Source organism: Shewanella sp. ULN5, from assembly GCF_030731885.1.
In the GTDB taxonomy this organism is placed as follows: Bacteria; Pseudomonadota; Gammaproteobacteria; order Enterobacterales; family Shewanellaceae; genus Shewanella; species Shewanella holmiensis.
The window spans coordinates 62,324-85,171 of sequence record NZ_JAPJEE010000008.1 but is presented as its reverse complement, the minus strand read 5'-3'; the positions used below and the strand labels follow the sequence as shown (position 1 = coordinate 85,171).

General features: G+C 40.6%; 24 protein-coding genes. 9 read left to right on the top strand and 15 right to left on the bottom strand.

The window, feature by feature from the left end:
* Positions 1-70 precede the first annotated feature (70 nt).
* Complete coding sequence (locus tag ORI98_RS09700; protein ID WP_306135090.1) at positions 71-439, top strand: TraR/DksA C4-type zinc finger protein; 369 nt, start codon at positions 71-73, stop codon at positions 437-439.
* A gap of 103 nt (positions 440-542) precedes the next feature.
* Here the strand turns inward: ORI98_RS09700 and ORI98_RS09695 are convergent, their stop codons facing one another.
* From ORI98_RS09695 to trmJ, 12 genes are all read right to left on the bottom strand, one after another.
* Entirely contained in the window at positions 543-3,299 is a 2,757-nt protein-coding gene (locus ORI98_RS09695; RefSeq protein WP_306135089.1) for a TonB-dependent receptor, read from the bottom strand.
* A 363-nt stretch (positions 3,300-3,662) separates the two neighbouring features.
* Entirely contained in the window at positions 3,663-6,521 is a 2,859-nt protein-coding gene (locus tag ORI98_RS09690; protein WP_306135088.1) for a TonB-dependent receptor domain-containing protein, read from the bottom strand.
* Positions 6,522-7,701: 1,180 nt separating this feature from the next.
* The gene (ndk, locus tag ORI98_RS09685) at positions 7,702-8,133 is read right to left on the bottom strand and encodes a nucleoside-diphosphate kinase (protein ID WP_188843114.1); all 432 of its coding nucleotides are present in this window, start codon (positions 8,131-8,133) and stop codon (positions 7,702-7,704) included.
* A 546-nt stretch (positions 8,134-8,679) separates the two neighbouring features.
* Positions 8,680-9,015: an ISC system 2Fe-2S type ferredoxin gene (gene fdx / locus ORI98_RS09680; protein WP_188843112.1), complete on the bottom strand. Its 336-nt coding sequence runs from the start codon at positions 9,013-9,015 to the stop codon at positions 8,680-8,682.
* 8 nt (positions 9,016-9,023) lie between these two features.
* Positions 9,024-10,883 carry a Fe-S protein assembly chaperone HscA gene (gene hscA, locus ORI98_RS09675; protein WP_306135087.1) on the bottom strand — a complete coding sequence of 620 codons (1,860 nt, stop codon included), beginning with the start codon at positions 10,881-10,883 and terminating at the stop codon, positions 9,024-9,026.
* Between the two features lie 103 nt (positions 10,884-10,986).
* Complete coding sequence (hscB, locus tag ORI98_RS09670) at positions 10,987-11,511, bottom strand: co-chaperone HscB (RefSeq protein WP_306135086.1); 525 nt, start codon at positions 11,509-11,511, stop codon at positions 10,987-10,989.
* Between the two features lie 46 nt (positions 11,512-11,557).
* Positions 11,558-11,881, bottom strand: a complete 324-nt coding sequence (iscA, locus tag ORI98_RS09665) for an iron-sulfur cluster assembly protein IscA (protein ID WP_261296864.1) — start codon at positions 11,879-11,881, stop codon at positions 11,558-11,560.
* A 15-nt stretch (positions 11,882-11,896) separates the two neighbouring features.
* A complete protein-coding gene (iscU, locus tag ORI98_RS09660) occupies positions 11,897-12,280 on the bottom strand; it encodes a Fe-S cluster assembly scaffold IscU (protein WP_188843104.1) in 384 nt (127 codons plus the stop codon).
* A 56-nt stretch (positions 12,281-12,336) separates the two neighbouring features.
* Positions 12,337-13,551 carry an IscS subfamily cysteine desulfurase gene (locus tag ORI98_RS09655; protein ID WP_306135085.1) on the bottom strand — a complete coding sequence of 405 codons (1,215 nt, stop codon included), beginning with the start codon at positions 13,549-13,551 and terminating at the stop codon, positions 12,337-12,339.
* 97 nt (positions 13,552-13,648) lie between these two features.
* The gene (gene iscR / locus ORI98_RS09650) at positions 13,649-14,110 is read right to left on the bottom strand and encodes a Fe-S cluster assembly transcriptional regulator IscR (RefSeq protein WP_188843100.1); all 462 of its coding nucleotides are present in this window, start codon (positions 14,108-14,110) and stop codon (positions 13,649-13,651) included.
* A 280-nt stretch (positions 14,111-14,390) separates the two neighbouring features.
* Complete coding sequence (gene cysE, locus ORI98_RS09645; RefSeq protein WP_261296867.1) at positions 14,391-15,212, bottom strand: serine O-acetyltransferase; 822 nt, start codon at positions 15,210-15,212, stop codon at positions 14,391-14,393.
* Positions 15,213-15,231: 19 nt separating this feature from the next.
* A complete protein-coding gene (trmJ, locus tag ORI98_RS09640; protein WP_261296868.1) occupies positions 15,232-15,951 on the bottom strand; it encodes a tRNA (cytosine(32)/uridine(32)-2'-O)-methyltransferase TrmJ in 720 nt (239 codons plus the stop codon).
* A 148-nt stretch (positions 15,952-16,099) separates the two neighbouring features.
* On the opposite strand from trmJ, the gene suhB reads away from it, so the two are divergent.
* The 6 genes from suhB to ORI98_RS09610 all read left to right on the top strand — a co-directional run bounded on the left by suhB (position 16,100) and on the right by ORI98_RS09610 (position 19,466).
* Positions 16,100-16,903: an inositol-1-monophosphatase gene (gene suhB, locus ORI98_RS09635; protein ID WP_261296869.1), complete on the top strand. Its 804-nt coding sequence runs from the start codon at positions 16,100-16,102 to the stop codon at positions 16,901-16,903.
* 133 nt (positions 16,904-17,036) lie between these two features.
* Positions 17,037-17,441 carry a phosphate-starvation-inducible protein PsiE gene (locus ORI98_RS09630; RefSeq protein WP_261296870.1) on the top strand — a complete coding sequence of 135 codons (405 nt, stop codon included), beginning with the start codon at positions 17,037-17,039 and terminating at the stop codon, positions 17,439-17,441.
* Positions 17,442-17,571: 130 nt separating this feature from the next.
* A complete protein-coding gene (locus tag ORI98_RS09625; protein ID WP_261296871.1) occupies positions 17,572-17,874 on the top strand; it encodes a PilZ domain-containing protein in 303 nt (100 codons plus the stop codon).
* A gap of 140 nt (positions 17,875-18,014) precedes the next feature.
* The gene (locus ORI98_RS09620) at positions 18,015-18,683 is read left to right on the top strand and encodes an AAA family ATPase (protein ID WP_306135084.1); all 669 of its coding nucleotides are present in this window, start codon (positions 18,015-18,017) and stop codon (positions 18,681-18,683) included.
* Positions 18,670-19,011: a replication protein RepA gene (locus ORI98_RS09615; RefSeq protein ID WP_306135083.1), complete on the top strand. Its 342-nt coding sequence runs from the start codon at positions 18,670-18,672 to the stop codon at positions 19,009-19,011. Before ORI98_RS09620 ends, ORI98_RS09615 begins: the two co-directional genes overlap by 14 nt.
* Before the next feature lie 77 nt (positions 19,012-19,088).
* Positions 19,089-19,466, top strand: coding sequence for a VF530 family protein (locus tag ORI98_RS09610; protein ID WP_261296874.1), 378 nt, complete (start codon positions 19,089-19,091; stop codon positions 19,464-19,466).
* A 425-nt stretch (positions 19,467-19,891) separates the two neighbouring features.
* On the opposite strand, the gene ORI98_RS09605 is transcribed toward ORI98_RS09610, so the two are convergent.
* From ORI98_RS09605 to ORI98_RS09595, 3 genes are all read right to left on the bottom strand, one after another.
* Entirely contained in the window at positions 19,892-20,782 is an 891-nt protein-coding gene (locus tag ORI98_RS09605) for a hypothetical protein (protein ID WP_261296875.1), read from the bottom strand.
* Entirely contained in the window at positions 20,766-21,380 is a 615-nt protein-coding gene (gene ribA / locus ORI98_RS09600; RefSeq protein ID WP_261296876.1) for a GTP cyclohydrolase II, read from the bottom strand. The genes ORI98_RS09605 and ribA overlap by 17 nt, the downstream gene beginning before the upstream one ends.
* A gap of 132 nt (positions 21,381-21,512) precedes the next feature.
* Positions 21,513-21,869, bottom strand: coding sequence for a YibL family ribosome-associated protein (locus tag ORI98_RS09595; RefSeq protein WP_261296877.1), 357 nt, complete (start codon positions 21,867-21,869; stop codon positions 21,513-21,515).
* A 234-nt stretch (positions 21,870-22,103) separates the two neighbouring features.
* Between ORI98_RS09595 and ORI98_RS09590 the strand changes: the two genes are divergently transcribed.
* On the top strand, positions 22,104-22,583 hold the full coding sequence (locus ORI98_RS09590) for a hypothetical protein (protein ID WP_371931146.1): 480 nt from the start codon (positions 22,104-22,106) through the stop codon (positions 22,581-22,583).
* The gene (locus ORI98_RS18145) at positions 22,531-22,824 is read left to right on the top strand and encodes a hypothetical protein (RefSeq protein ID WP_371931149.1); all 294 of its coding nucleotides are present in this window, start codon (positions 22,531-22,533) and stop codon (positions 22,822-22,824) included. Before ORI98_RS09590 ends, ORI98_RS18145 begins: the two co-directional genes overlap by 53 nt.
* Positions 22,825-22,848 lie beyond the last annotated feature (24 nt).

The following is a 22,848-nucleotide window of genomic DNA, read 5'->3' as shown; positions in this document are numbered from 1 at the left end:
TATCATAACTCACTTTTTTTAAGCTCGTAGAATAACAAGTTATATTGATCATCTCTAATAAAGGTATGTGGTGAAAAATCAGGATATTCGAGCCCAATTGTCTCAAATTGAAGCTGAGCTAAGAGCTAAAATCAAGCTTGAACTTTTACAGCATCATATCGACAATCAACAACTCAATACGATTCAACAAATGGACTTATCTAACCTCATTGATTATTTGAGTGAAATCAAATTGACTGACACCTGTTTGTTCGAACGTTTAATGCGATTGGATGCTGCGATTTGTCAACTGGATCTTGGACTGTATGGTCTATGTTCTGATTGCGAATCCGAAATAGAAGCTTCACGCTTACAAGATGATCCAACAGAGCAGCGCTGCAGTGTTTGCGCATCACGTTATCAGCAAGAACATCGTCATGAGTTACGTTTAAATCATTAAAGCGCATCTTACCTTTTGTCGAGTTAGATTTAGTATTCGTCGCCAGCCCAATAAAAAACCTCCGCAAGCGGAGGTTTTTAGTTACTGTGGAAAATTAACTAAATTAGAACTTTACGTTTGCGCGAACAAAGAAGTAACGACCTAATACATCATACGTAAACGGATCGGTATTTGAATCGTTATTACCTGTATAGTAAGGAGGCTCTTCATCAAAAATGTTGTTGATACCAGCTGACATTCTAACAGTACTTGTCACATCATATGAGCCTGACAAGTCATGATAAACAATGCTATCTACAGATGGTGCATAACACTTAGTGGTATCGGCTTTACAAGCAAATGAATCCATACCATCGATATAACGTGCTTCGTAAGTTGCACTCCAATCGTCAGCAGATGCTGTTAAATTAAAGTTAGACTTGAATTTAGCATAAGCACCCACACCACCAGTAATATAACCACGGTAATCGACAGCTACACCATCAGGATCGAACTCTTCGTATGAAGATAAAATTGATGTATCTAAACCCGCTTTCCAACTTAAGTTTAATGCATCAAATACATACGCTACGTTAATGTCATAACCCGAAGTATTAGTGGCACCAATGTTTTGTAACCCGTTATCAAACTTAATACGACCAGTATTATCAATAGAGATATTAGACGATTGACACAATGCCGTTCCAGTATTAATTAATGAGCCATCAGCACCTAAACATTGATTAGCAACATAATTAGAGTCAACAGCCGTGATGGTATTAGTGATAGCAATATCATAATAATCTACAGTGAATGATAATCCCTCTACATAACTTGGTGAGTAAACTAAACCAACAGTAGTAATATCCGCTTCTTCAGGTGTGAGTAAAGGATTACCACCAACAGTCACTTCAGCTTGAGTCTGCTCTGTTGCGGGATGAACAACTTGATCAAATGAGGGTGATTTACCACCAAACAGCTCTCCAACAGTTGGAGCTCGGAAAGCGGTAGAGCGACCACCACGAACCATTAAGTCGTCATATAAACGCCAAGTTAACCCTAGCTTCCATGTAGTATCTTCACCAAAAGTGCTGTAGTTAAAGTAACGCATTGCCGCGCTCAGATCGACTTGTTGTGCCAATGGTAAATCAGCTAATAATGGAATGGCTAATTCAGCATATAATTCATCAACGCTGAACTCACCTGCTGTTGGTTCAACACGCGGGTCATTAGCTAACCCTTGAGATGTAAGTGAATCAGGAGTGTAATGAGCAGACTCTTTACGATGCTCATAACCTGCTGCGAAACCTAATTCACCTGCAGGTAAATCTACAATCCCACCAGATAAGGTTGCCGCAACAATATCTAACTCACTGCCACCACTGTTAAGTTCTGTGTAGATGAATGGCGCAATACTGTCGCCCTCCCAAGACTCTTGCAGGAATGGATCAAATTTACCTTCCAATACAGCATCGTTAATTGATCCTAAGTTATGTAAATTGGCTAAGGTATCTACAGAGTCATTCTTACCTTTGTTGTAAGATGCATCCCATGTCCAGCCATTGTCAAGCTCACCTTCAAGACCTACCACTATGCGGATGGTGTCAACGGTTTGGCTAAAATCTCGTGAACCAGACTCAACCATACGACGACCATAACTGACTTTTTCACCTTCCTGGATTTTACCAATTAGTTCTTTATTCATCCAAGATGAATCATATACCCATGGTGAACTGTTCCAAATTGGTTGTGGTGCCATTTGCTGTTCAGACCAACGTTTGGTGTACATAGCTTCCGAGAAAAACATAATGGTATCAGTTAGCTCATAGGTACCTGCAAAGCTTAAGTTCAAACGTTCCATAGGGGTAGATAAGAAACTGTCTTTAGCATAGTTATATTTATCTTCATTAGTAAAGTCATGATAAACACCATCACGACCACTCAAATCAGCTTCTGTAACATTTTCGTCAAAATAAGCAAATTTTGGCTTTCCTTTTCCATCGTCAACATATGAACCATAGTGACCAGAATCACCGATTGCATAAGCGCCTTCAGGGCCAGTTGCTGTGATACCATGGTTTCTGTCACCCCAAATATGACCACCTTGTGAGTATGAACTACCACCACAGTAAAGCTCTTTACTGCCTGCTGCACCTTTTTCAGCGATTGGACACTCGGAAAATCCACGATCAGCCTGACTAGCTTCACCACGTTTAGTGTATTGAGCATTAATAACCACGTTACCTTTGTCGAATGTGTTACCTAAAGTGAAGTCAAGGCTTGTTTCATCAGCATCTCCCTGGCCAGAAATACCGGTTTGTGCGTTTAACTCAAAACCATCAAAATCGCGTTTAAGGATAACGTTAACAACACCTGCAATAGCATCTGTTCCATATACAGCTGAAGCACCGTCTTTTAGCACTTCAACACGTTGGATCATTGAAACGGGAATCGTATTTAAGTCAACCGTTGATGCTGCACCTGTTCCCGATGCAATCATACGACGGCCGTTAACCAAAACAAGAGTACGGTTAGAACCTAAACCGCGTAAGTTAACACGAGCATTACCGCCTGAACCATTGTTTACCGCGGCGTTAGTCATTGCTCCACCTGATGAGGTCATTTTTTGTAAAACATCATCAATTGAAGTTGCGCCAGATGCGATAATTGAAGAAGCGTCGATAACACTTACAGGGCTTGCAGTTTCCATATCGGTACGCTTAATACGTGAACCCGTAACCGCAATGCGCTCAACTTTTTGAACTTGTTCTTCTGCAGCAATAGCAGATGTAGATATAAAACCTGAGGTAGCGACTGTTGTTGCAGCCGCAGCCAGTAAACCGCGACGAATAGCTTTGGCCGTTAATGAAACTGAACTCATAATTTTCTCCCTTAGACGTTAATTTATATAACGCAATGTTTTTTATTGTTTTAACAGTTAACCTCCAGTTAACCGCTTGACTTGATATTGTTAAATAAATGCAACATTCTCAACAGCAAAAACAAAATAAATACGCATAAAAAACATATTGATACAGACTGATTAATTGATATTTGAAAAAGCCCAACAGCACTCAGGCTTTGATAGGTAACGCAGTTGTAACGGAACACAAAACAACAGCACATTTAGCTCGATACACTTTGAAAAATATGAATGCTGAAGGTTAAATTTGGCGGGGTGACATTTTTACATAAAAAAACCGGCCTAATGGCCGGTTTTTGAGTTAACACCAAGTGTTAAAAATTAGAACTTAACGTTAGCACGAACGAAGAAGTAACGACCTAACACGTCATAAGTGTATGGATCTGTATTTGAATCGTTGTTACCTGTGAAGTACGGAGGCTCTTCATCAAAAATGTTGTTGATACCAGCTGACATGCGAACAGTGTTTGTAACATCATAAGAACCTGATAGGTCATGATAAATAATGCTATCTACAGATGGTGCATAACACTTAGTGGTATCTGCTTTACAAGCAAATGAATCCATACCATCGATATAACGTGCTTCGTATGTTGCGCTCCAGTCATCAGCTGAGGCTGTTAAATTGAAGTTAGACTTGAATTTAGCATAAGCACCCACACCGCCAGTAATATAACCACGGTAATTAACTGCGTTTCCATCTGGATCATATTCTTCATATGAAGAAAGAATTGATGAGTCTAAGCCCGCTTTCCAGCTTAAGTTCAATGCATCAAACACATAAGCTACGTTAATATCAAAACCAGAAGTATTGGTTTCACCAATGTTCTGTAAACCATTGTCAAACTTGATGCGGCCTGTTGAATCAATTTGGATGTTTGAAGATTGGCATAGCGACGTACCAGTGTTAATTGCATTACCGCCAGCATCTAAACATTGGTTAGCTACATAGTTTGCATCAACAGCAGTAATAGTATTAGTAATACCGATATCGAAATAGTCAACCGTGAAAGATAGACCTTCAACATAGCTTGGAGAGTAAACTAAACCAATAGTGGTGATATCTGCTTCTTCTGGTGTTAGTAATTGGTTACCACCAACGGTTACTTCAGCTTGTGATTGATCAGTAGCTGGGTGAACAATTTGGTTGAATGATGGAGACTTACCACCAAACAACTCACTAACAGTTGGTGCACGGAAGGCTGTAGAGCGACCACCACGAACCATTAGATCGTCATATAAACGCCAAGTTAAACCAAGTTTCCATGTAGTATCTTCACCAAAGGTACTGTAGTTGAAGTAACGCATTGCCGCGCTCATATCAACTTGTTGTGCCAAAGGCAAATCCGCTAATAGTGGAATGGCTAATTCAGCATATACTTCATCAACACTGAACTCACCGGCAGTAGGTTCAACACGAGGATCGTTTGCTAAACCTTGAGCGGTTAACGAATCAGGCGTGTAGTGAGCAGACTCTTTACGGTGTTCATAGCCTGCAGCAAAACCTAACTCACCTGCTGGTAAATCAACGATACCACCAGATAAAGTACCAGCAAGAATATCTAACTCACTGCCACCGCTGTTTAATTCAGTGTAAATGAATGGTGCAATGCTCGCACCTTCCCAAGAAGCTTGAGTAAATGGGTCAAATGTTTTAGCAACAACAGCATCGTTAATCGAACCGATGTTATGCAGATTAGCTAAGGTATCAACAGAATCATTCTTACCTTTGTTATAAGAAGCATCCCAAGTCCAGCCGTTATCAAGCTCACCCTCAAAACCAAGAACGATACGAATTGTATCTACGGTTTGACTGAAATCGCGAGATCCAGACTCAACCATACGACGACCGTAACTGACTTTTTCGCCTTCTTGAACTTTACCAATTAGCTCTTTATTCATCCAAGTTGAGTCATATGCCCATGGAGAGCTACTCCAAATTGGTTGCGGAGCCATTTGTTGTTCAGACCAACGCTTGGTATACATAGCCTCGGTAAAGAACATTGTTGAATCAGTCAGTTCATATGTGCCTGCAAAGCTTAAATTTAAACGCTCCATAGGGGTAGATAAGAAACTGTCTTTGGCGTAGTTGTATTTATCTTCGTTTTCAAACTCATGGTACTCACCACCACGACCACTTAGATCTGCAATTTGGCGGGAGCCCCAAGTATTATCTACACCAGAATCATAATACTGTGAATCAACATTAGTGATATTTTTCCATGTTTGGAATACGGTTTGATCTTTACCGTCATCATCCATCCATACTGAACCATCTTTATTTAAACGTTGAACATAGCGACCATAAAAACCATCGTCTCCGCGGCCAGTAACCGGATTACCTTTATCGTCGATGTTAGTTTTAGTCATATCATGGTTTTGATCGCCCCAAATATGACCACCTTGTGAGTACGAGCTACCACCACAATAAAGTGTTTTTGCGCCTGCAGCACCTTTCTCAGCAATTGGACACTCAGAGAAACCACGGTCAGCTTGGCTAGCTTCGCCACGCTTAGTGTATTGAGCATTGATAACCACGTTACCTTTGTCGAACGTGTTACCTAAAGTAAAGTCAATGCTTGTTTCATCAGCATCACCTTGACCAGAAATACCAGTTTGCGCGTTTAATTCTAAACCGTCAAAATCGCGCTTTAGAATAACGTTAACAACACCAGCGATAGCATCTGTTCCATAAACGGCTGAAGCGCCGTCTTTTAGTACTTCAACACGCTGGATCATTGAAACAGGAATGGTGTTTAAGTCAACAGTTGAAGCTGCGCCAGTTCCCGATGCGATCATACGACGACCGTTAACCAATACTAAAGTACGGTTTGAACCTAAGCCACGTAAGTTCATTGTAGCGTTACCGCCTGAACCGTTGTTAACTGCAGCGTTAGTCATTGCGCCGCCTGAAGATGTCATTTTTTGTAAAACATCATCAATTGAAGTTGCGCCAGATGCGATAATTGAAGAAGCATCAATAACACTTACAGGGCTTGCTGTTTCCATATCGGTACGTTTAATACGTGAACCGGTAACCGCAATACGCTCAACTTTTTGAACTTGCTCTTCCGCTGCAACAGCAGAAGCCGAAAATAGACTGACAGATGCAACGCTTGTAGCTGCAACTGCTAATAAACTGCTACGAATTGCTTTCGCAGTTAATGAAACTGAACTCATAATAAAACTCCCTGCAACTTAGTTTTAAAAACATCAAGTTGTTATATTTCTTATAATGTAATTAGCCATATGCTAAATACGGGAGGCATTATTAATGAATAAAAAACGATTAGTCAACAAAGGCAACATTTAGTAAACAATACGCTCATTAGTTTTCAGCACCCTAAAGCGCCAACTTGCAAGCAATTGATTACAAATGATTTATATTTAGATAGATTAATATACAACCTTATTGAAAAACAAATAAAAACATTAAAAAACCAAGCTAACAACAAATTTAAAACATAATTAACCACAATAAATAACGCGGTAACAATATTGAGACATTCAGGTCAGAGATCACATAATTCGTTCGCTTATAAAACAACCAAATTTAATGAAATAATTTTCAAAAGTTTCATTTTGTAACTTAAATATAAATTATGAATGTCGATAATTGGTTCATGTTATTCTTTTTTATTAACGCAGCCATTATTCAGTACTTAGCGTTCACTTTGATAAAATAAGTCAAAGAATAAACAACTACTTCAATAAATCACGACACCTTTTAGTTAGCCGACTAGTCCATTCGCTTGCGCATATATTTACATCATAATTGAGACAACAAAGCGATTTGGATAAAGGAGGGACTCTTCTGCATACTCAACACACATCGATAAAACACTAGATTAGTAAGCAAAACCTATCAAGCATGGACAGAACTGTTTGGTAAACAAAACAACAATTGCTAGTTTGCGCTCGAATAGATTGGTCTTTATAAAACGAAATCCCGCAGCAAGCCTATTGATTTTTGTACCCACTGCGAAGTTTTATGCCTGACCTGTTCAATACGACAAACCTTAAAGGAGCTAGCGCGATGACCCAAAATGAGGTTTCACAGCGCACCCAGGAGGTTAAATACAATGTTTAATCATTCCCGCAGTAACTTAACATTCACTCCGGCATATGTTTACACAGCGGTATCAGGGTTTTAGCATCGAAAAAAGTAAACCTTGAGCGTTAAATTCAAGATATTTAGTGAATAGGATATTTAGTAAATAGGATTTTGAGTAAAGGTTTGAAACCATAGCGCTTGAGATTGTAGATTAGAGACTTGAAAATGATAAACAACGAAAAAATGAGGTTTAATTTTGCGCAATAAAAAAGGCGCCTAAGCGCCTTTTATTCATTAGAGCAAAGATTAACGAGTGCGTGGGCACACTTCATCTGCGCTAAAGAAGTAAGCAATTTCACGTTCTGCAGAAGCTAAAGCGTCTGAACCGTGAACAGCATTTTCATCAATGCTTGCTGCGTAGTCTGCACGTAAAGTGCCACGAGCTGCATCAGCTGGGTTAGTTGCACCCATGATTTCGCGGTTAGCTAAAACTGCATTTTCGCCTTCTAAACATTGAACCATGATTGGACCAGATGTCATGAAAGAAACTAAAGCACCAAAGAAAGGACGAGCGCTGTGTTCAGCATAGAAGCCTTCAGCTTGTTCTTTAGTTAGGTGAACCATTTTAGAAGCGATGATCTTAAGACCAGCAGATTCAAAACGGTTGTAGATAGCACCAATGTGGTTTTTTGCAACTGCATCAGGCTTGATAATAGAAAAAGTGCGTTCGATCGCCATAACGTGCTTCCTTAATGTGAGCAAGTTTATAAAATTCGCGCGGATTATACGTAATTTAACCGCATAAGCATAGCCTTATACGTAATAAACCTGAACTCTAGATAACAACTTGCTTTCTAGAGGCTATTTTTACTGATAACTTTGTTAAATTTGTTTGCAATAGGCCAGCTATTGACGCACAAATTTGCCTTGTTCTAAGAAAAAATATCTCTCTAGAATACATGGATTAGATATATGTTATTTAATTTCATATATTTAGCTAATCTCTTATCCAGAGTTCAGGTTAATAAGTTTTGTCTAGCTGGCAAACCGCTATCGCTTGCATAACAAGGTTATGTGTCAACTAAGTTCAAAAATGAAGCGTTCACAGCGCATAATGTTAACCATAGCGAATAAAGCCAGCATCTGATTAGTTGGACAAATAACGGCATTAACAAGTCATCGAAAAGAATGGGCTCACAGTGATGACAAGCCAATTTAGGACTGGAAATAAAAAAGCAGGACAAATGTCCTGCTTTAAAAACATCTCAATGGTAACGAGAGGGGTTAGCCTTCACTGACCATATTGATAGTGTATTTAGGAATATCAATCACCATGTCACAATCGACCACTTTGGCCTGACAAGATAAACGACTTTCAGGCTCAAGCCCCCATGCTTTATCTAGCATATCGTCTTCAAGCTCATCGCTTTCTTCAAGCTGATTAAAGCCTTCGCGTACCACAACATGACATGTTGTACATGCACAAGACTTTTCACAAGCATGCTCAATATGAATGCCGTTACGTAAAGCAACATTCAAAATGGTCTCACCAACTTCAGCTTCCAGCACCGCCCCATCAGGACATAATTCAGCGTGGGGTAAAAATACTAACTGTGGCATGTTGTCACCTATATATTGTCAACAGAACGGCCCTTTAATGCCGCCTTAATTGAGTTATCCATACGTCTTGCCGCAAAATCTTGGGTTTGGGCATCTAAATCGTTGATCGCTTTTTCAATTGCATCAACATCATCTTTCTCGGCGGTTGCGGCTAATTTTGCAATAGCCGTTTGTAACTGAGCATGTTCATTTGCTGCAAGTAATCCGCTATCTTTTTGTAAAGCCGCGGTTAAAGACTCAATCACTCTTGCAGCTTCAACTTTCTGTTCCGCTAGCATTCGGCGAGTGATATCTTCTTTTGCATGCTTCATTGAGTCTTTTAACATGGTCGCAATTTCAGTATCTGACAAGCCGAAAGATGGCTTAACTTGAATACTGGTTTGCACCTCGGTTGACTTTTCCATGGCGGTCACGCTCAGCAAGCCATCCGCATCCACTTGAAATGTCACTCTAATGTGCGCTGCACCGGCGGCTAATGCCGGGATCCCCTGCAGGGTAAAACGGGCGAGAGAACGACAATCATCAACTAATTCACGCTCACCTTGGACGACATGAAAAGCCATCGCGGTTTGACCGTCTTTAAAGGTGGTAAATTCTTGTGCTCGTGCTACAGGAATAGTGGTGTTGCGGGTAACCACTTTCTCTACTAAGCCGCCCATGGTCTCAATCCCTAATGATAACGGGATAACATCCAATAATAACAAATCAGACTCAGGTTTATTCCCCACTAGAATATCCGCTTGGATTGCTGCGCCAATGGCGACGACACGATCTGGGTCGATTGACGTTAATGGGGCCTTTTTAAAGAAGGCTTCAACTTGCTCTCGTACCATAGGCACACGCGTTGAACCACCAACCATAACGGTTTCAATGACTTCATCAGTGGTCACCCCCGCATCACGTAATGTACGACGACAACTGCTGATGGTTTTTTTCACTAAAGCTGAAATGAGCGTATCAAAATCAGGCTTTGTCACATCGCAGCTAAGCAGCTTGCCTTGATAGTCTAAGCTGGCAGTAACAGCGCTGTGACTGGTCAGTAATTCTTTTACGCGACGCGCTTCAATTTGTAATCTACGCGCTTCTTGAGCTGATAAATTGATTAATTGCCAAGCTTGCTTAAAATGTTCCACTAATAACTGGTCAAAATCATCGCCACCTAAAGCAGAATCGCCGCCCGTAGCCAGTACTTCAAAGACACCACGATTGAGTCGCAGTACCGAAATATCAAATGTGCCGCCACCTAAATCATAGATAGCGATGACGCCTTCTTGTTTGGTATCAAGTCCATAGGCGATTGCAGCAGCGGTTGGCTCGTTAAGCAAACGCAATACTTTGACACCTAACAACTCTGCAGCATCTTTGGTCCCTTGACGTTGTGCATCGTCAAAATAGGCAGGAACGGTAATCACCACTCCCTGTAACTCACCACCTAAGGTTTTTTCTGCGCGAGCCACCAGAGGTTTTAAAATTTCGGCAGAAACTTGAACAGGGTTAACTTTGCCTTGCTGGGTCACAAAAACGGGTAAACCATTTTCGCTTGCTTCCAATTGGTAGGCTAACTGAGTATCGCGGGCTTGAATATCGCTTAAACTGCGGCCCATGAATCGCTTTACCGATACGATGGTATTTTTCGGGTCAGTTGCAGATTGAGCTTGAGCACTGTCACCCACAAAAATCGATTCTTTGGCATAGTGCACCACTGAAGGTAGAGAGTGTTGACCATTCTCATCCGCTAATGTTGTTGCCTGGCCACTTCTTACCGCTGCGACAAGTGAATTTGTGGTCCCTAAATCAATACCCACCGCTAAACGGTGCTGATGAGGTGCGGCGCTTTGGCCAGGTTCTGCAATTTGCAACAGTGCCATAGTGTTCCAACTTTGTTGTAAATAAGCCTTTAGGCTTATCAAAAAATACGGAGACGAAGTAGATTAATCAAGACTTAATTCTAAGGCTGAATTCTACCTTAAATTAGTCAAGTAGTGCATCTTCGATACGAGCAAGTTCTTCGTTTAATTTTGCCATAAACTTTAACTTACGAATTTGATCTGCCGCTTGCTTATTATCATCTTCAGCAGCTGTAATGAGCAATTGACTCAAAAGGGTAAATAATGATTTTTCATAACTAGCAAAGGAATCATACAGTGCATCGACAGCATCTTGAGGTTCGGCGGCATCATTAATGTCTTCTAACATTTCCCGCCATTCCATTTGCTGCATCAAAAAACCGCTATCTTTAATGGTGGTGGTTTCATGACTAAGATCGATGCCGCGCAATGAAAGCATGTGCTCCGCGCGTCGTAATGGACTTTTGAGGGTTTGATAGCCGTCGTTAACTTGGGCTGTACGTTGAACAGATAATAATTTTTGCTGCTCTGAAGCATGAGCAAATTTATCGGGGTGCACCGCCCGTTGCAGATCGCGATAGCGTTCTGCAAGGTTGGCGGTGTCAATATCGAAGGCTGGAACGAGGTCAAACAATTCGAAGTAATTCATTCAATAACATTCATACTTACATGTTTAAAACACAGTGATGGGTGAGTTACACGGTGAAGCTTTCACCGCAACCACATTCACCTTTGGCGTTAGGGTTATTAAACTGAAAACCTTCATTTAGGCCTTCTTTAATAAAATCTAACTCGATACCTTGTAAGTAAATAAAACTTTTAGCATCAATGATGATATTCACACCATCAATGGTGTATAGCTCATCATCGTCATTCAAGTCATCTACAAACTCAAGCACGTAAGCCATTCCTGAACAGCCAGATGTTCTCAACCCAAGGCGTAAACCAAGACCTTTTCCACGATTTGCAAGAAAAGATCTTACTCTGTCAGCCGCTGCTGGGGTCATTGAAATTGCCATCTTTAACTCCAGGGATTACTTAGATTGTTTGGACTTGTACTCTTCAATTGCCGCTTTGATAGCATCTTCAGCTAAAATAGAGCAATGAATTTTTACCGGTGGTAATGCAAGTTCTTCAGCAATGTCAGCGTTTTTAATGCTAGCAGCTTCTTCAACTGTTTTACCTTTAACCCACTCAGTAACCAATGAGCTAGATGCAATCGCACTACCACAACCATAGGTTTTGAATTTCGCATCTTCAATAATGCCGTTAGCACCAATTTTAAGTTGCAGCTTCATTACGTCGCCACATGCTGGTGCCCCAACCATACCCGTCACTACTGACGGGTCATTCTTATCGAAAGATCCCACGTTACGTGGATTTTCATAATGATCGATTACTTTTTCGCTATAAGCCATGATACTGCTCCAAAATCTCTGTCTGTTAACAAATAGGTGTTAATGGGCTATGCCCATTAATGATGTGCCCATTGAACTTGGTTCAAGTCGATACCATCTTTGAACATTTCCCAAAGTGGTGACATCTCACGTAATTTGTCGATTGATTCAGTGATTACTTTAATTGCATGCTCAATTTCTTCATCGGTAGTAAAACGACCAATTGAAAAACGAATTGAACTGTGTGCCATTTCATCGTTTAAACCTAATGCACGAAGCACATAGCTAGGCTCTAAACTGGCAGAGGTACAAGCTGAACCTGATGATACGGCTAAATCTTTCAATGCCATCATTAACGACTCGCCTTCAACAAAGTTGAAACTCACGTTAAAAATGCCACAATAACCTTGTTCAGCATCACCATTGATATAGGTTTCTTCAATGTGATTGATACCGGCCCAAAGTTTGTCGCGTAAACGACGAATACGTGATCCATCTTGCTGCATATCTTGCTTAGCGATAGCCGCGGCTTCACCCAAGCCAACAATCTGATGAGTCGCTAAAGTACCACTGCGCATGCCACGTTCATGACCACCACCGTGCATTTGAGATTCAAGACGGATACGTGGTTTACGACGCACATATAAAGCACCAATACCTTTAGGCCCATACATTTTATGAGCAGAAATAGAAATCAAATCGACTTTGGTTTCTTGTACGTCTAATGGCAATTTACCTGCACTTTGTGCAGCATCCATATGGAAGAAAATACCTTTAGCGCGGCATAACTCGCCGATGCTGTTGATATCTTGCACTACGCCAATTTCGTTATTCACATGCATAATGCTGACAAGGATCGTATCGTCGCGCATTGCTGCTTCAAGGCGAGAAACAGGGATAATACCATTGGCATCCGGTTCTAAATAAGTCACTTCATAACCTTCACGCTCTAACTGACGACACGTGTCTAACGTGGCTTTATGTTCAGTTTTGCTGGTAATGATGTGCTTGCCTTTCTTGTGGTAGAAATGAGCAATACCTTTAATAGCAAGGTTAGATGATTCAGTTGCACCTGAAGTAAAAACAATTTCACGGTGATCAGCGTTAATCAAGTCAGCAACTTGATTACGGGCAATATCAATTGCCTCTTCAGCTTGCCAACCATAACGATGTGAACGAGATGCTGGATTTCCAAACACTCCGTCCATAGTCATATGTTGAACCATTTTCTCTGCGACACGCGGATCTACAGGGGTTGTTGCGGCATAATCTAGATAGATAGGAAGCTTCATAACACACTCCGTACTTAGCAGTCTCAGTTGAGGCTACATACAACGTACAAATAATAATTATATTTAAATCAACATCATTTAATTTAAAAACCTAAGCTTATAAACTAACACGATGTTCCTTCTGCATTTCATCTTGCTTTATAGAGATAAATTGCACATCCCTTTTGTTCATCAAACCAGCAAGTGAAATACCATTTAAAAACTCTGAAATTTGTTTACTTAAATCGCCCCATAACGAATGGGTTAAACAACGCGTACCACTTTGGCAGTTACCTTGTCCCTGGCAACGAGTGGCATCAACTGACTCATCAACTGCATGGACAACCATGCCAACTGAAATGTCATTGGCCTCTAAACCTAAACGATATCCGCCACCGGGTCCTCGTACACTGGACACCAAACCATGTTTGCGTAATTTTGCGAAGAGTTGTTCAAGGTAAGACAGCGATATGCCCTGTCTTTCTGATATATCAGCTAAAGGCACTGGCCCTGAGGCAGAATGTATAGCAACATCTAACATTGCTGTAACTGCATAGCGGCCTTTTGATGTAAGTTTCATAACCTGTTACTGCTCCTCAAAAGTATGGAGCAATTTCAACATACCCGAGTGTTTTAGTCAAGTATTAATCCTACTAAATAAGTCAAGTATTGGTATAAAGAACGTCTAAAACAGCATAAATTTAGCTGACGTATTTAACCTTTTTATGGCTTAAAATTCAATGTAAATAAGGGAATAATTCCCCTATTTAGCATGAATTTATGATCTGAATAGTATTTAGGTATTGATCTAAACACTGAAACCTGAATATTGAGAAAGCCAGCTAACAAAAGCTAAGCGCTTAAATGCTGGGATCAAACTCAGTGATTTCGAGTTGACGCTTTTTTGCCGCGGCTTGTTCTGCTTCATTAAAATCATCTACATTTAACTCAGGTAATTTATCTGTACAGACCTCGCCTCCCATTGTTTGAATGGCTTGACATAACTCTTGCACCTTTGAGTCCATTAAATGCATATGATCAAGCATCTGCCCAATAGCATTTGCTACCGGATCGGGATTATCAGGTGAAACGGCATAAGCATCAAAGCCATACTTTTTGGCCATTTCGGTGCGACGCTCAACTTTCTCTTTGGATTGCTTGCTTGGCGTAGCCACGACTCGACCAGGAATACCAACAACTGTGTGGTCGGCCTCAACATCTTTAACCACCACCGAGTTTGAGCCAACACGAGCACCATCATGCATGGTAATAGGCCCAAGTATTTTGGCGCCTGCACCAATCACCACATTGTTACCTAACGTAGGATGCCGTTTGCCAGCTTGCCAAGTCGTACCACCTAAAGTAACTGAATGATATAAGGTGCAATCATCGCCAATTTCAGCTGTCTCACCAATTACCACACCCATACCATGGTCGATAAAGAAACGCCTGCCAATAGTGGCTCCCGGATGAATTTCAACACCCGTTAACCAGCGGGAGAATGTAGACAAACATCGAGCAGTTAAACGCCAATTTCCTCGCCAAAATTTATGGCTGATACGATGCAACCAAATGGCATGCATACCAGGATAATTAAGTAAAATTTCAATTGTACTATTTGCCGCAGGATCACGGTGATAGATAGATTCAATGTCTTCTTTTAATCTCGATCTCACGCCCATGTGAACTCCCTACTCACCACTATTTTTTGTCTATTTTTTTGTCTATCGAGGTTAATATACCGCGTAATATATTCATCTCTTGTGCTTCAACGCGCGCACGGCTGAACAAGCGGCGTAATTTTATCATGACGTTACCGGGGTGGTTTTTAATCACAAAACCTGTTTCAGATAACGTCGATTCTAAATGCACAAAGAAACGCTCTAAATCTTCTGCTAGAGGATACTCTTCCTCAGGAGCAGGTTGCTCACCCAAGGCTAAATGCGCCACCCGAGTTTCATAACAAATAATTTGCACTGCTTGAGCTAAATTAAGTGAGCTATATTCTGGATTAGCAGGAATGGCCACATGATAAGTACACTTTTGCAGTTCTTCATTACTTAAACCATGATTCTCACGGCCAAAAACAATTGCAACTGGCCCTTTGATACTTTCAAGAGATAACTTTTCACCCGCCTGGCGAGGGTCAAGCATCGGCCAATCTAATGTACGACTACGTGCACTCGTTGCGATCACTAAACTACAATCAGCAATCGCTTCTTCTAATGAATTAACCGTAGTAAGATTTTTTAAAATATCAGATGCACCTGCAGCCAATGCAATTGATTGCCCATCGGGTTCAACTCTTGGTTCTGCGAGGTATAAATTAGACAAGCCCATGGTTTTCATCGCGCGTGCAGTTGAGCCGATATTTCCAGGGTGAGACGTGCCAACAAGCACAACACGAATATTACTTAGCATGACATTACTTTCGTTCAAAAAATATTGAATGCATGTTAACACAAGCGCCGTTTATACCGTTATATGAAAATCTGCATTTGATATAACTATTGAATAGGGTATAATGCGGCCGCTATTTTACTCGTTCTTTAAAATCCAGGGGATTGCTATGCATCCGATGATGACTATTGCCACACGCGCTGCGCGCGCTGCTGGCCAAACAATTATGCGCGCCTATACTGAACTCGACCGTGTTGAGGTAAGTACCAAAGGAATTAATGACTTTGTTACTAGTGTAGACAAGGAAGCAGAAGCAACTATCACATATCAAATTCGTAAGTCATACCCAGATCACACGATCGTGGGTGAAGAAGACGGTGAAAACCGTGGACAGAATAAAGATTATGTATGGATAGTCGATCCTTTGGATGGTACTAACAACTTCGTACGTGGTATTCCTCATTTCGCGGTTTCAATTGCCTTACAACATAAAGGTGTGACTGAAATCGCTGTAATTTACGATCCTGTCCGTGAAGAGCTATTTTCAGCTGTCCGCGGTAAAGGCGCAAAAGTTAACGATTTCCGCATGCGCGTGACTAGCGTAAATGAATTAGACAGCACCATGATTGGTACTGGATTTCCATTTAAAGCTCGTCAGCACACTGAAACTTACATGAAAATCTTAGCTGAAGTTTTCCCACAATGTGCTGATTTACGTCGCGCCGGTTCTGCAGCATTAGATTTAGCCTACGTAGCTGCTGGCCGCTTAGATGGTTTCTTCGAAATCGGTTTAAAGCCTTGGGACATAGCTGCTGGCGACTTAATTTGTCGTGAAGCTGGCGGTACAGTTACTGATTTTACTGGCGGTCATAATTACCTAGTCTCAGGTAACATTGTTGCTGGAACGCCAAAAGTGACATCTCAATTAGTTAAAATCATGCGCCCTTTATTAAATGAAGGCTTAAAGCGTTAATCGCTTCGTATTATTAACTAAATAAAAACCGCTAACTTATTTAGCGGTTTTTTTATGTCTGTGATTTAGATCGCTGGGCAAATTGCTCACTTTCCTTAATAATGTTGACTTACTCACAAATATTAGAGCCATTATGCATAGAGTTAAACATGCCAGTATTCAATCATTAAAGTCGATTGAATACTTAGTCCTTTTCATCATCGCTTTAGCGACTATTTTTGCTATTGGCGAAGAAATTTTACATATGTTCGCCATTAGAACCGTCGAACTTGCAGATCTGTTATTACTATTCATTTACCTCGAAGTTTTGGCGATGGTAGTTAATTACATAGAATCAGGTAAATTACCCATCCGCATGCCACTCTATATCGCGATTGTGGCATTAGCTCGATATCTCATTTTAGATATGAAAGGTATGGACGATTGGCGTATTTTAGCCATTTCATTTTCTACCATCGTACTTGCTACTACGGTAATCGTTATTAGATGGGGGCAATTAAAAATGCCATATCCAAAAAACCAAGACTACGACAGCTAATCTTAAAAATAAGCTAACTACAAACGCCAAACATTTTGTTTGGCGTTTTTGCTTTAAATAAGCATTTGGTATTGCTTAAAAAAGCCAATATGCTAAAACTAAAGTATCGTGTCCCATATGGAGAGTTAAAATGGACCAAGAGCCAACAGGTTTTGAAGAAAAGCGCACATCACTGCGTGTCGACATGGAAGCAGAAAGAGTCAAGTTACACTGGATCAGTAAAACGGGTGAAAGCCATGATGACGCAGCAGTGTGCATAGACCTAGCGCGTAAAGGTGTATTATTTGATTACTGTAAGGCTTTTGAAGTAGGTGAATTAGTAGCTATGACGTTTAATGAGGGGACCGATAAACAAAATACAATTAAAGGACAAGTTTGCCGTTGCACTAAAAGTAATGACCAAAGCTACCATATTGCATTGCAATTACTGTAATGATTTACGGAGAATAAACACTTTGTTGAACCAAAGTGGCGTCTGTAATTAGCCAGAATCAAAATATGGCCTATACTCATTTTAACCAGTTAAACTTATCGCTTTGGCGTATTGAATTTGAACAGTAAAGGGAGAAGAGTATGATACTGCTCGTAGGCGGTGAAAAAGGCGGCAGCGGAAAAAGTTGCTTAGCGCAAAACCTTGCCGTTTATATTACTCAAAAATTCAATGCTAATGTGTTGATGGTTGATTGTGATCCACAGCGCACAACATCAGACTGGATCCAGGCACGAAACAATGACCCAAATCTAGCTCCCATCAACTGTATTCAGCTATATGGCAAAATTCGTAATGATTTACTGAGCCTAGATGAAAGGTTTGATTACGTCATTGTTGATTGTGGCGGCCAAGACAACCTAGCAATGCGAGCAGCAATGTCGGTTGCCACCTATGTTGTCATTCCATTAAGACCGAAGCGTCGCGACCTAAAAACATTACCGCATATGGAAGATATGCTCAGTACTTGTAAAATGGTCAATCCCAAAATGGTTGCCACCATTGTGATTACGCAGTGCCCTGCTTTACCCTCCCAATTCAAGCGTATTTTAGAAGCTAAAGAAGTCGTTGAATCTTTCAACCTTCGCGCGCTTAACTCTGTTACCTTCTGTCGTAACATTTATGATGACAGTGAAGAAAGTGGATCTTCGGTTTTAGAAATCGAACCTGATGGCAAAGCAGCTCTTGAAATTAGAGCGATTGCTGATGAATTATTCGCAATACCACCAGAAAATAGTTATGAGTTTAACTGACCTTAAACGTAAAAAACCGAAGCTGCATAGAGAATCAGTTTCGGTTGATGACTTTATTGAAGATGCCAATAACTATGCTTTTGGCAAAAAAACTGTGGTGGGTGACGACTCCCCTGCGCAACAATCAACGCAGGCCTTTTTGAAAGGGCTCGATAAAAAAAGCGTCAAAATATATCGTCATGCGACTTTTACCCTTACGGAAAAAAGTATCAGTCAATTAGATGAGTTATCCAAAAATGCTGGCATGGCTAAATCCAAATTATTACGGATATTAATTGATGACTTTTACCACTTATCCGCCAGCAATCAACAAAAGCGCTTAAAGTAGTAATACACGCTCACTTTACCCCACCTTTTTAGGTATAATTACAACAGACTATTATTTCATACGGCTACACAATTATTATGACCCAGCAAAACAATCCACTTCATGGCATTAAATTGGAAACTATTATTACCTATTTAGTGGATAAATATGGCTGGGAAGATTTAGCCCTAAGAATTAATATCCGGTGTTTTAAAGACAACCCAAGTATTAAATCAAGCCTAACGTTTTTACGCAAAACACAATGGGCCAGAGACAAAGTCGAATACTTATATTTAAAGAGCAATAAACTGCCTTTACCAATCAGGCCAGACCGTGATGAGCAGGCAAAAAAATCGAGAACACAATCTTCGACTGCAACAAAAAAGCGCCCCCTCACTACAAGCATGAAGGCTATTGATGCAAACACATCATCAGACACAAGTCCTATCAATTCGCAGATATGGGGAAAAAGTTAAGCCCCATTACCGTGGACTTAGCATGGATGATACGCTAGCTTTCGTTGGGCCAGATACGGCCAATCGGAAGCGTTAGGATGTTTTTGTATTAGGCGAAAATGGGTGAAGCAGACTGCATATAAAGTGTAATCCGAGATCGAACCCCATCGAAAACATGCACTTTTCAGCATTTTTAGTCTAGGGCAATGCGGGGGCCAAAGGACTTCTTTTGCAGAAAAACGTGTGTTTTGCCACTTTGGTCTGATGTGAGTGAAGCGCCAGGATGTTAATTTGATTAAAAGGCTAGCAAGTTTTGACACCGAAATGTGCTCGCCCTAATCCGTTTATCCGAAAAAGTGCCAAACTTTACTATAAACAGACATTAAGATTAATTCACTGAGCAAAAATAAATTGTTTAGTAGAAACTCTGTTTATAAAGGAACCCATTACAACGGAAATTCGAAAATAAGTCGCCAAACTTGTAAGCCACCTCCTGCCTGGTAACTTAACCCCAAACGATCAAATTTCAATCCATCCCAACCAAAAACATCATAACCTATAGGTCTAGAAAACTTAAACGTTGCCCCTACTTCATAAGAGTGGCTTGTCAGCACATCTTTTCCCGTCGGATTAACGAATTTTATTTTATCAAAATACCAATGTGCTCCAACAAATAATCTGGGCTCGACTTCTTTATCTTGCCATTGCCACTTAGTGCCCAAGCCAAAGTCGAATCCACTTTTCAAAACTGAATAACTCTCAGCACGATTATTCAGGCTACTACGATAACCTGCATAGTAGATTCTATTAACCCAAATTGGGCTATAGGTTTGATTATCAATTTTATAAATCGAAGATACACCTGTAGAAAAAATACCCACATTACTTTCGTTCGAAAAATTATAGCCGTAACCTAAATCTATGTAGCTTTCTATGGTCAGCTTTTCATCAACAAACCAATGATATTCTATCCCTGGAGTGATAGTCATAGTACCGACATTGTCGGGTAAATCACCACCAGGTAAATCATTAAATGTGTAGTCAAAAAAACCTAATGAGACCGGCAGGCGTAATTTCACTAAATGATCATCGGCTTCATCAAGCGTAAATGCTAATGGCACATTCACCACAGCGGCACTTTGACCAGATGTGCGATAGATGCCGCTGCCAAGATAATTGGCAAAGGCATAGTGAGATGCATCAGGCGCGAGTTTACTCACTTCAGAAAAGGCAGGTAAGCTGCAGCAAAAAGCCATAGCAAAGGCTATGGCTTTAGGTAAGGCCACTTGAAAATGTCGAGCTATGGCGTTTATAAAAACGTTAGCTTTGCTCGTCATTAAAATGGTACTCAGACATCATATGGCCAAGCTCTGTTGACTTGGTTTTCAAGTAAGCTTCATTGTAACGATTTTTACCCACTTGCAATGGAACTCTATCAACAACCTCAATTCCCTCTTGTTGCATGGCTTTCACTTTTCGAGGGTTATTGGTCATCAAACGAACACGAGTGACGTTAATTTGTTCGAGCATGGGCTTAATCATATCGTATTGGCGCATATCAGCTTTAAAACCTAAGCGTTCGTTAGCCTCAACCGTATTAGCACCAGCATCTTGCAACTCATAAGCTCGAATTTTATTGAGTAATCCAATACCACGACCTTCTTGACGTAAGTATAAGATAAACCCTTGCCCTAATTCGGCAATATTTTGCATGGCCGTCTGCAATTGAAAACCACAATCACAGCGTAAACTGAATAAAGCATCACCGGTTAAACATTCTGAGTGGATACGACCTAAAATAGCATCGTCTGCATTTAATTCGCCAAACGTTAATGCTACATGCTCTTTGCCGGTTTCTGTATCTTCAAAACCGTGCATAGCAAAAACACCCCAAGGGGTAGGTAATTGAGAAGTGGCGATATATTTTATCGACATGAAATAGACCTTACGACAATACTCATTCCCTGAGCTCTATAATATGAGACCGTATTTCCAGAGACTAAATTGCCTTAGAATGGTCGTCGGTTACTCGAAAGTAACCAACTACACTAAAAATTTGAATTGGTATTAAAACTTACTCGGAGCAAAACCCGTTACAGTTTGAATACCCATTTCGCGACCTAATGCGGTCATTGGGTGCACAACAACTAATCCTTTAACTGACTTTTTCAACTTACCCATATCAGCCTGTTCGGCTTTAGTCAGCTCACGCTTGAAAGGTAAGTTTTTAACTTCCCCACCCGCTTTATTTAGCTCACGAGTTTGTTGACCTTTAACGTTAGCAATACGTTTAGTCATTGCGGTGATTTCTTTTTTGAACTGCAGAATGACAACCGCGTCGCCACGCTGCTCAGCCGCCGCTAATTTGCGACGAAATTTATCAAGCTTATCATTCAGTGTTTGCAGTTCTTGCTTTAAATTCATTACTTTACCTTTAAACTAATCAGACAATTGCCATGCGGATTAAATAGACACTATTCAATATGAAACCAGATCGCAATTTAAGGTGGGAATTATATACCCAAAGTGAGCTAATTTGCGAACATCAATCAAAGGTTTGTGCATAATAGCAATAGAATAAATACCACTTCAGCTGGTATTGAGGTTGCCTTTAGCGATATGCTGATTTTATTCCACTATAAATAAGCCCCCCCCAACATGCCGCAATCTCTTTTTAGCGAGTTTCAGGTCAGTCCTAACACGAAAATTAAAAATCGATTTGTAAAAGCGGCAATGGAAGAAAACCTCGCTAATGCCCAACAATTACCCGACGAAAAGCTCTTCAAACTTTACCAACAGTGGGCTGATGGTGGTGTGGGTCTTATCATTACAGGTAATGTGATGATTGATAAATGGGCGATGACCGGACCCGGTGGTGTCGCACTAGAACAAACCACCCCGTTAGCGCCTTTTAAAAAATGGGCAAAAATAGCCAAAAGCAATAACACGAAAGTTTGGATGCAGCTCAATCATCCTGGACGACAAGTCTTCAAAGCTATGGGAGGTAAAAACCTCGCACCTTCAGCTATTGCGCTCAATCTTGGTAAGCACTCAAATTTATTTTCTATCCCAAAAGCGATGATTGATGAGGAAATCGAAGACATCATTTATCGCTTCGGACAAACCAGATATCATTAATGTGTGGTATAAAACACCAGAATTTAGGCTTAACACTCCGGCGATTAATTGGTCAAACAAAACCTTAACAGCACTGGCGACGATGGCCATTATCAAACGGCAACTAAGACGCATGAGTCAAGGGCTAAAGCCTAAACTAACCGACTCACCATTTTTGAGTTTACTCATCGAGCAAATAAAAAACCGCCGCAGAACCAAAGTCTATCGTAGTCAGTTAAAAGAAAAGAGTGAATGTCGTTAATGCGAGATAACAAGCATCAGCAAC

What these genes read in the sequence shown, in the direction of transcription:
- ORI98_RS09590 (WP_371931146.1), top strand. Translation starts at nt 22,104, where the DNA reads ATGCCGCAATCTCTTTTTAGCGAGTTTCAGGTCAGTCCTAACACGAAA.
- ORI98_RS09620 (WP_306135084.1), top strand. Translation starts at nt 18,015, where the DNA reads ATGATACTGCTCGTAGGCGGTGAAAAAGGCGGCAGCGGAAAAAGTTGC.
- iscU (WP_188843104.1), bottom strand. Translation starts at nt 12,280, where the DNA reads ATGGCTTATAGCGAAAAAGTAATCGATCATTATGAAAATCCACGTAAC.
- cysE (WP_261296867.1), bottom strand. Translation starts at nt 15,212, where the DNA reads ATGGGCGTGAGATCGAGATTAAAAGAAGACATTGAATCTATCTATCAC.
- ribA (WP_261296876.1), bottom strand. Translation starts at nt 21,380, where the DNA reads ATGTCGATAAAATATATCGCCACTTCTCAATTACCTACCCCTTGGGGT.
- iscR (WP_188843100.1), bottom strand. Translation starts at nt 14,110, where the DNA reads ATGAAACTTACATCAAAAGGCCGCTATGCAGTTACAGCAATGTTAGAT.
- ORI98_RS09595 (WP_261296877.1), bottom strand. Translation starts at nt 21,869, where the DNA reads ATGAATTTAAAGCAAGAACTGCAAACACTGAATGATAAGCTTGATAAA.
- ORI98_RS09690 (WP_306135088.1), bottom strand. Translation starts at nt 6,521, where the DNA reads ATGAGTTCAGTTTCATTAACTGCGAAAGCAATTCGTAGCAGTTTATTA.
- suhB (WP_261296869.1), top strand. Translation starts at nt 16,100, where the DNA reads ATGCATCCGATGATGACTATTGCCACACGCGCTGCGCGCGCTGCTGGC.
- fdx (WP_188843112.1), bottom strand. Translation starts at nt 9,015, where the DNA reads ATGCCACAGTTAGTATTTTTACCCCACGCTGAATTATGTCCTGATGGG.
- ORI98_RS09695 (WP_306135089.1), bottom strand. Translation starts at nt 3,299, where the DNA reads ATGAGTTCAGTTTCATTAACGGCCAAAGCTATTCGTCGCGGTTTACTG.
- ORI98_RS09630 (WP_261296870.1), top strand. Translation starts at nt 17,037, where the DNA reads ATGCATAGAGTTAAACATGCCAGTATTCAATCATTAAAGTCGATTGAA.
- ORI98_RS09605 (WP_261296875.1), bottom strand. Translation starts at nt 20,782, where the DNA reads ATGACGAGCAAAGCTAACGTTTTTATAAACGCCATAGCTCGACATTTT.
- ORI98_RS09655 (WP_306135085.1), bottom strand. Translation starts at nt 13,551, where the DNA reads ATGAAGCTTCCTATCTATCTAGATTATGCCGCAACAACCCCTGTAGAT.
- ORI98_RS09625 (WP_261296871.1), top strand. Translation starts at nt 17,572, where the DNA reads ATGGACCAAGAGCCAACAGGTTTTGAAGAAAAGCGCACATCACTGCGT.
- iscA (WP_261296864.1), bottom strand. Translation starts at nt 11,881, where the DNA reads ATGGCAATTTCAATGACCCCAGCAGCGGCTGACAGAGTAAGATCTTTT.
- ORI98_RS09610 (WP_261296874.1), top strand. Translation starts at nt 19,089, where the DNA reads ATGACCCAGCAAAACAATCCACTTCATGGCATTAAATTGGAAACTATT.
- ndk (WP_188843114.1), bottom strand. Translation starts at nt 8,133, where the DNA reads ATGGCGATCGAACGCACTTTTTCTATTATCAAGCCTGATGCAGTTGCA.
- ORI98_RS09615 (WP_306135083.1), top strand. Translation starts at nt 18,670, where the DNA reads ATGAGTTTAACTGACCTTAAACGTAAAAAACCGAAGCTGCATAGAGAA.
- trmJ (WP_261296868.1), bottom strand. Translation starts at nt 15,951, where the DNA reads ATGCTAAGTAATATTCGTGTTGTGCTTGTTGGCACGTCTCACCCTGGA.
- hscA (WP_306135087.1), bottom strand. Translation starts at nt 10,883, where the DNA reads ATGGCACTGTTGCAAATTGCAGAACCTGGCCAAAGCGCCGCACCTCAT.
- ORI98_RS18145 (WP_371931149.1), top strand. Translation starts at nt 22,531, where the DNA reads ATGAGGAAATCGAAGACATCATTTATCGCTTCGGACAAACCAGATATC.
- hscB (WP_306135086.1), bottom strand. Translation starts at nt 11,511, where the DNA reads ATGAATTACTTCGAATTGTTTGACCTCGTTCCAGCCTTCGATATTGAC.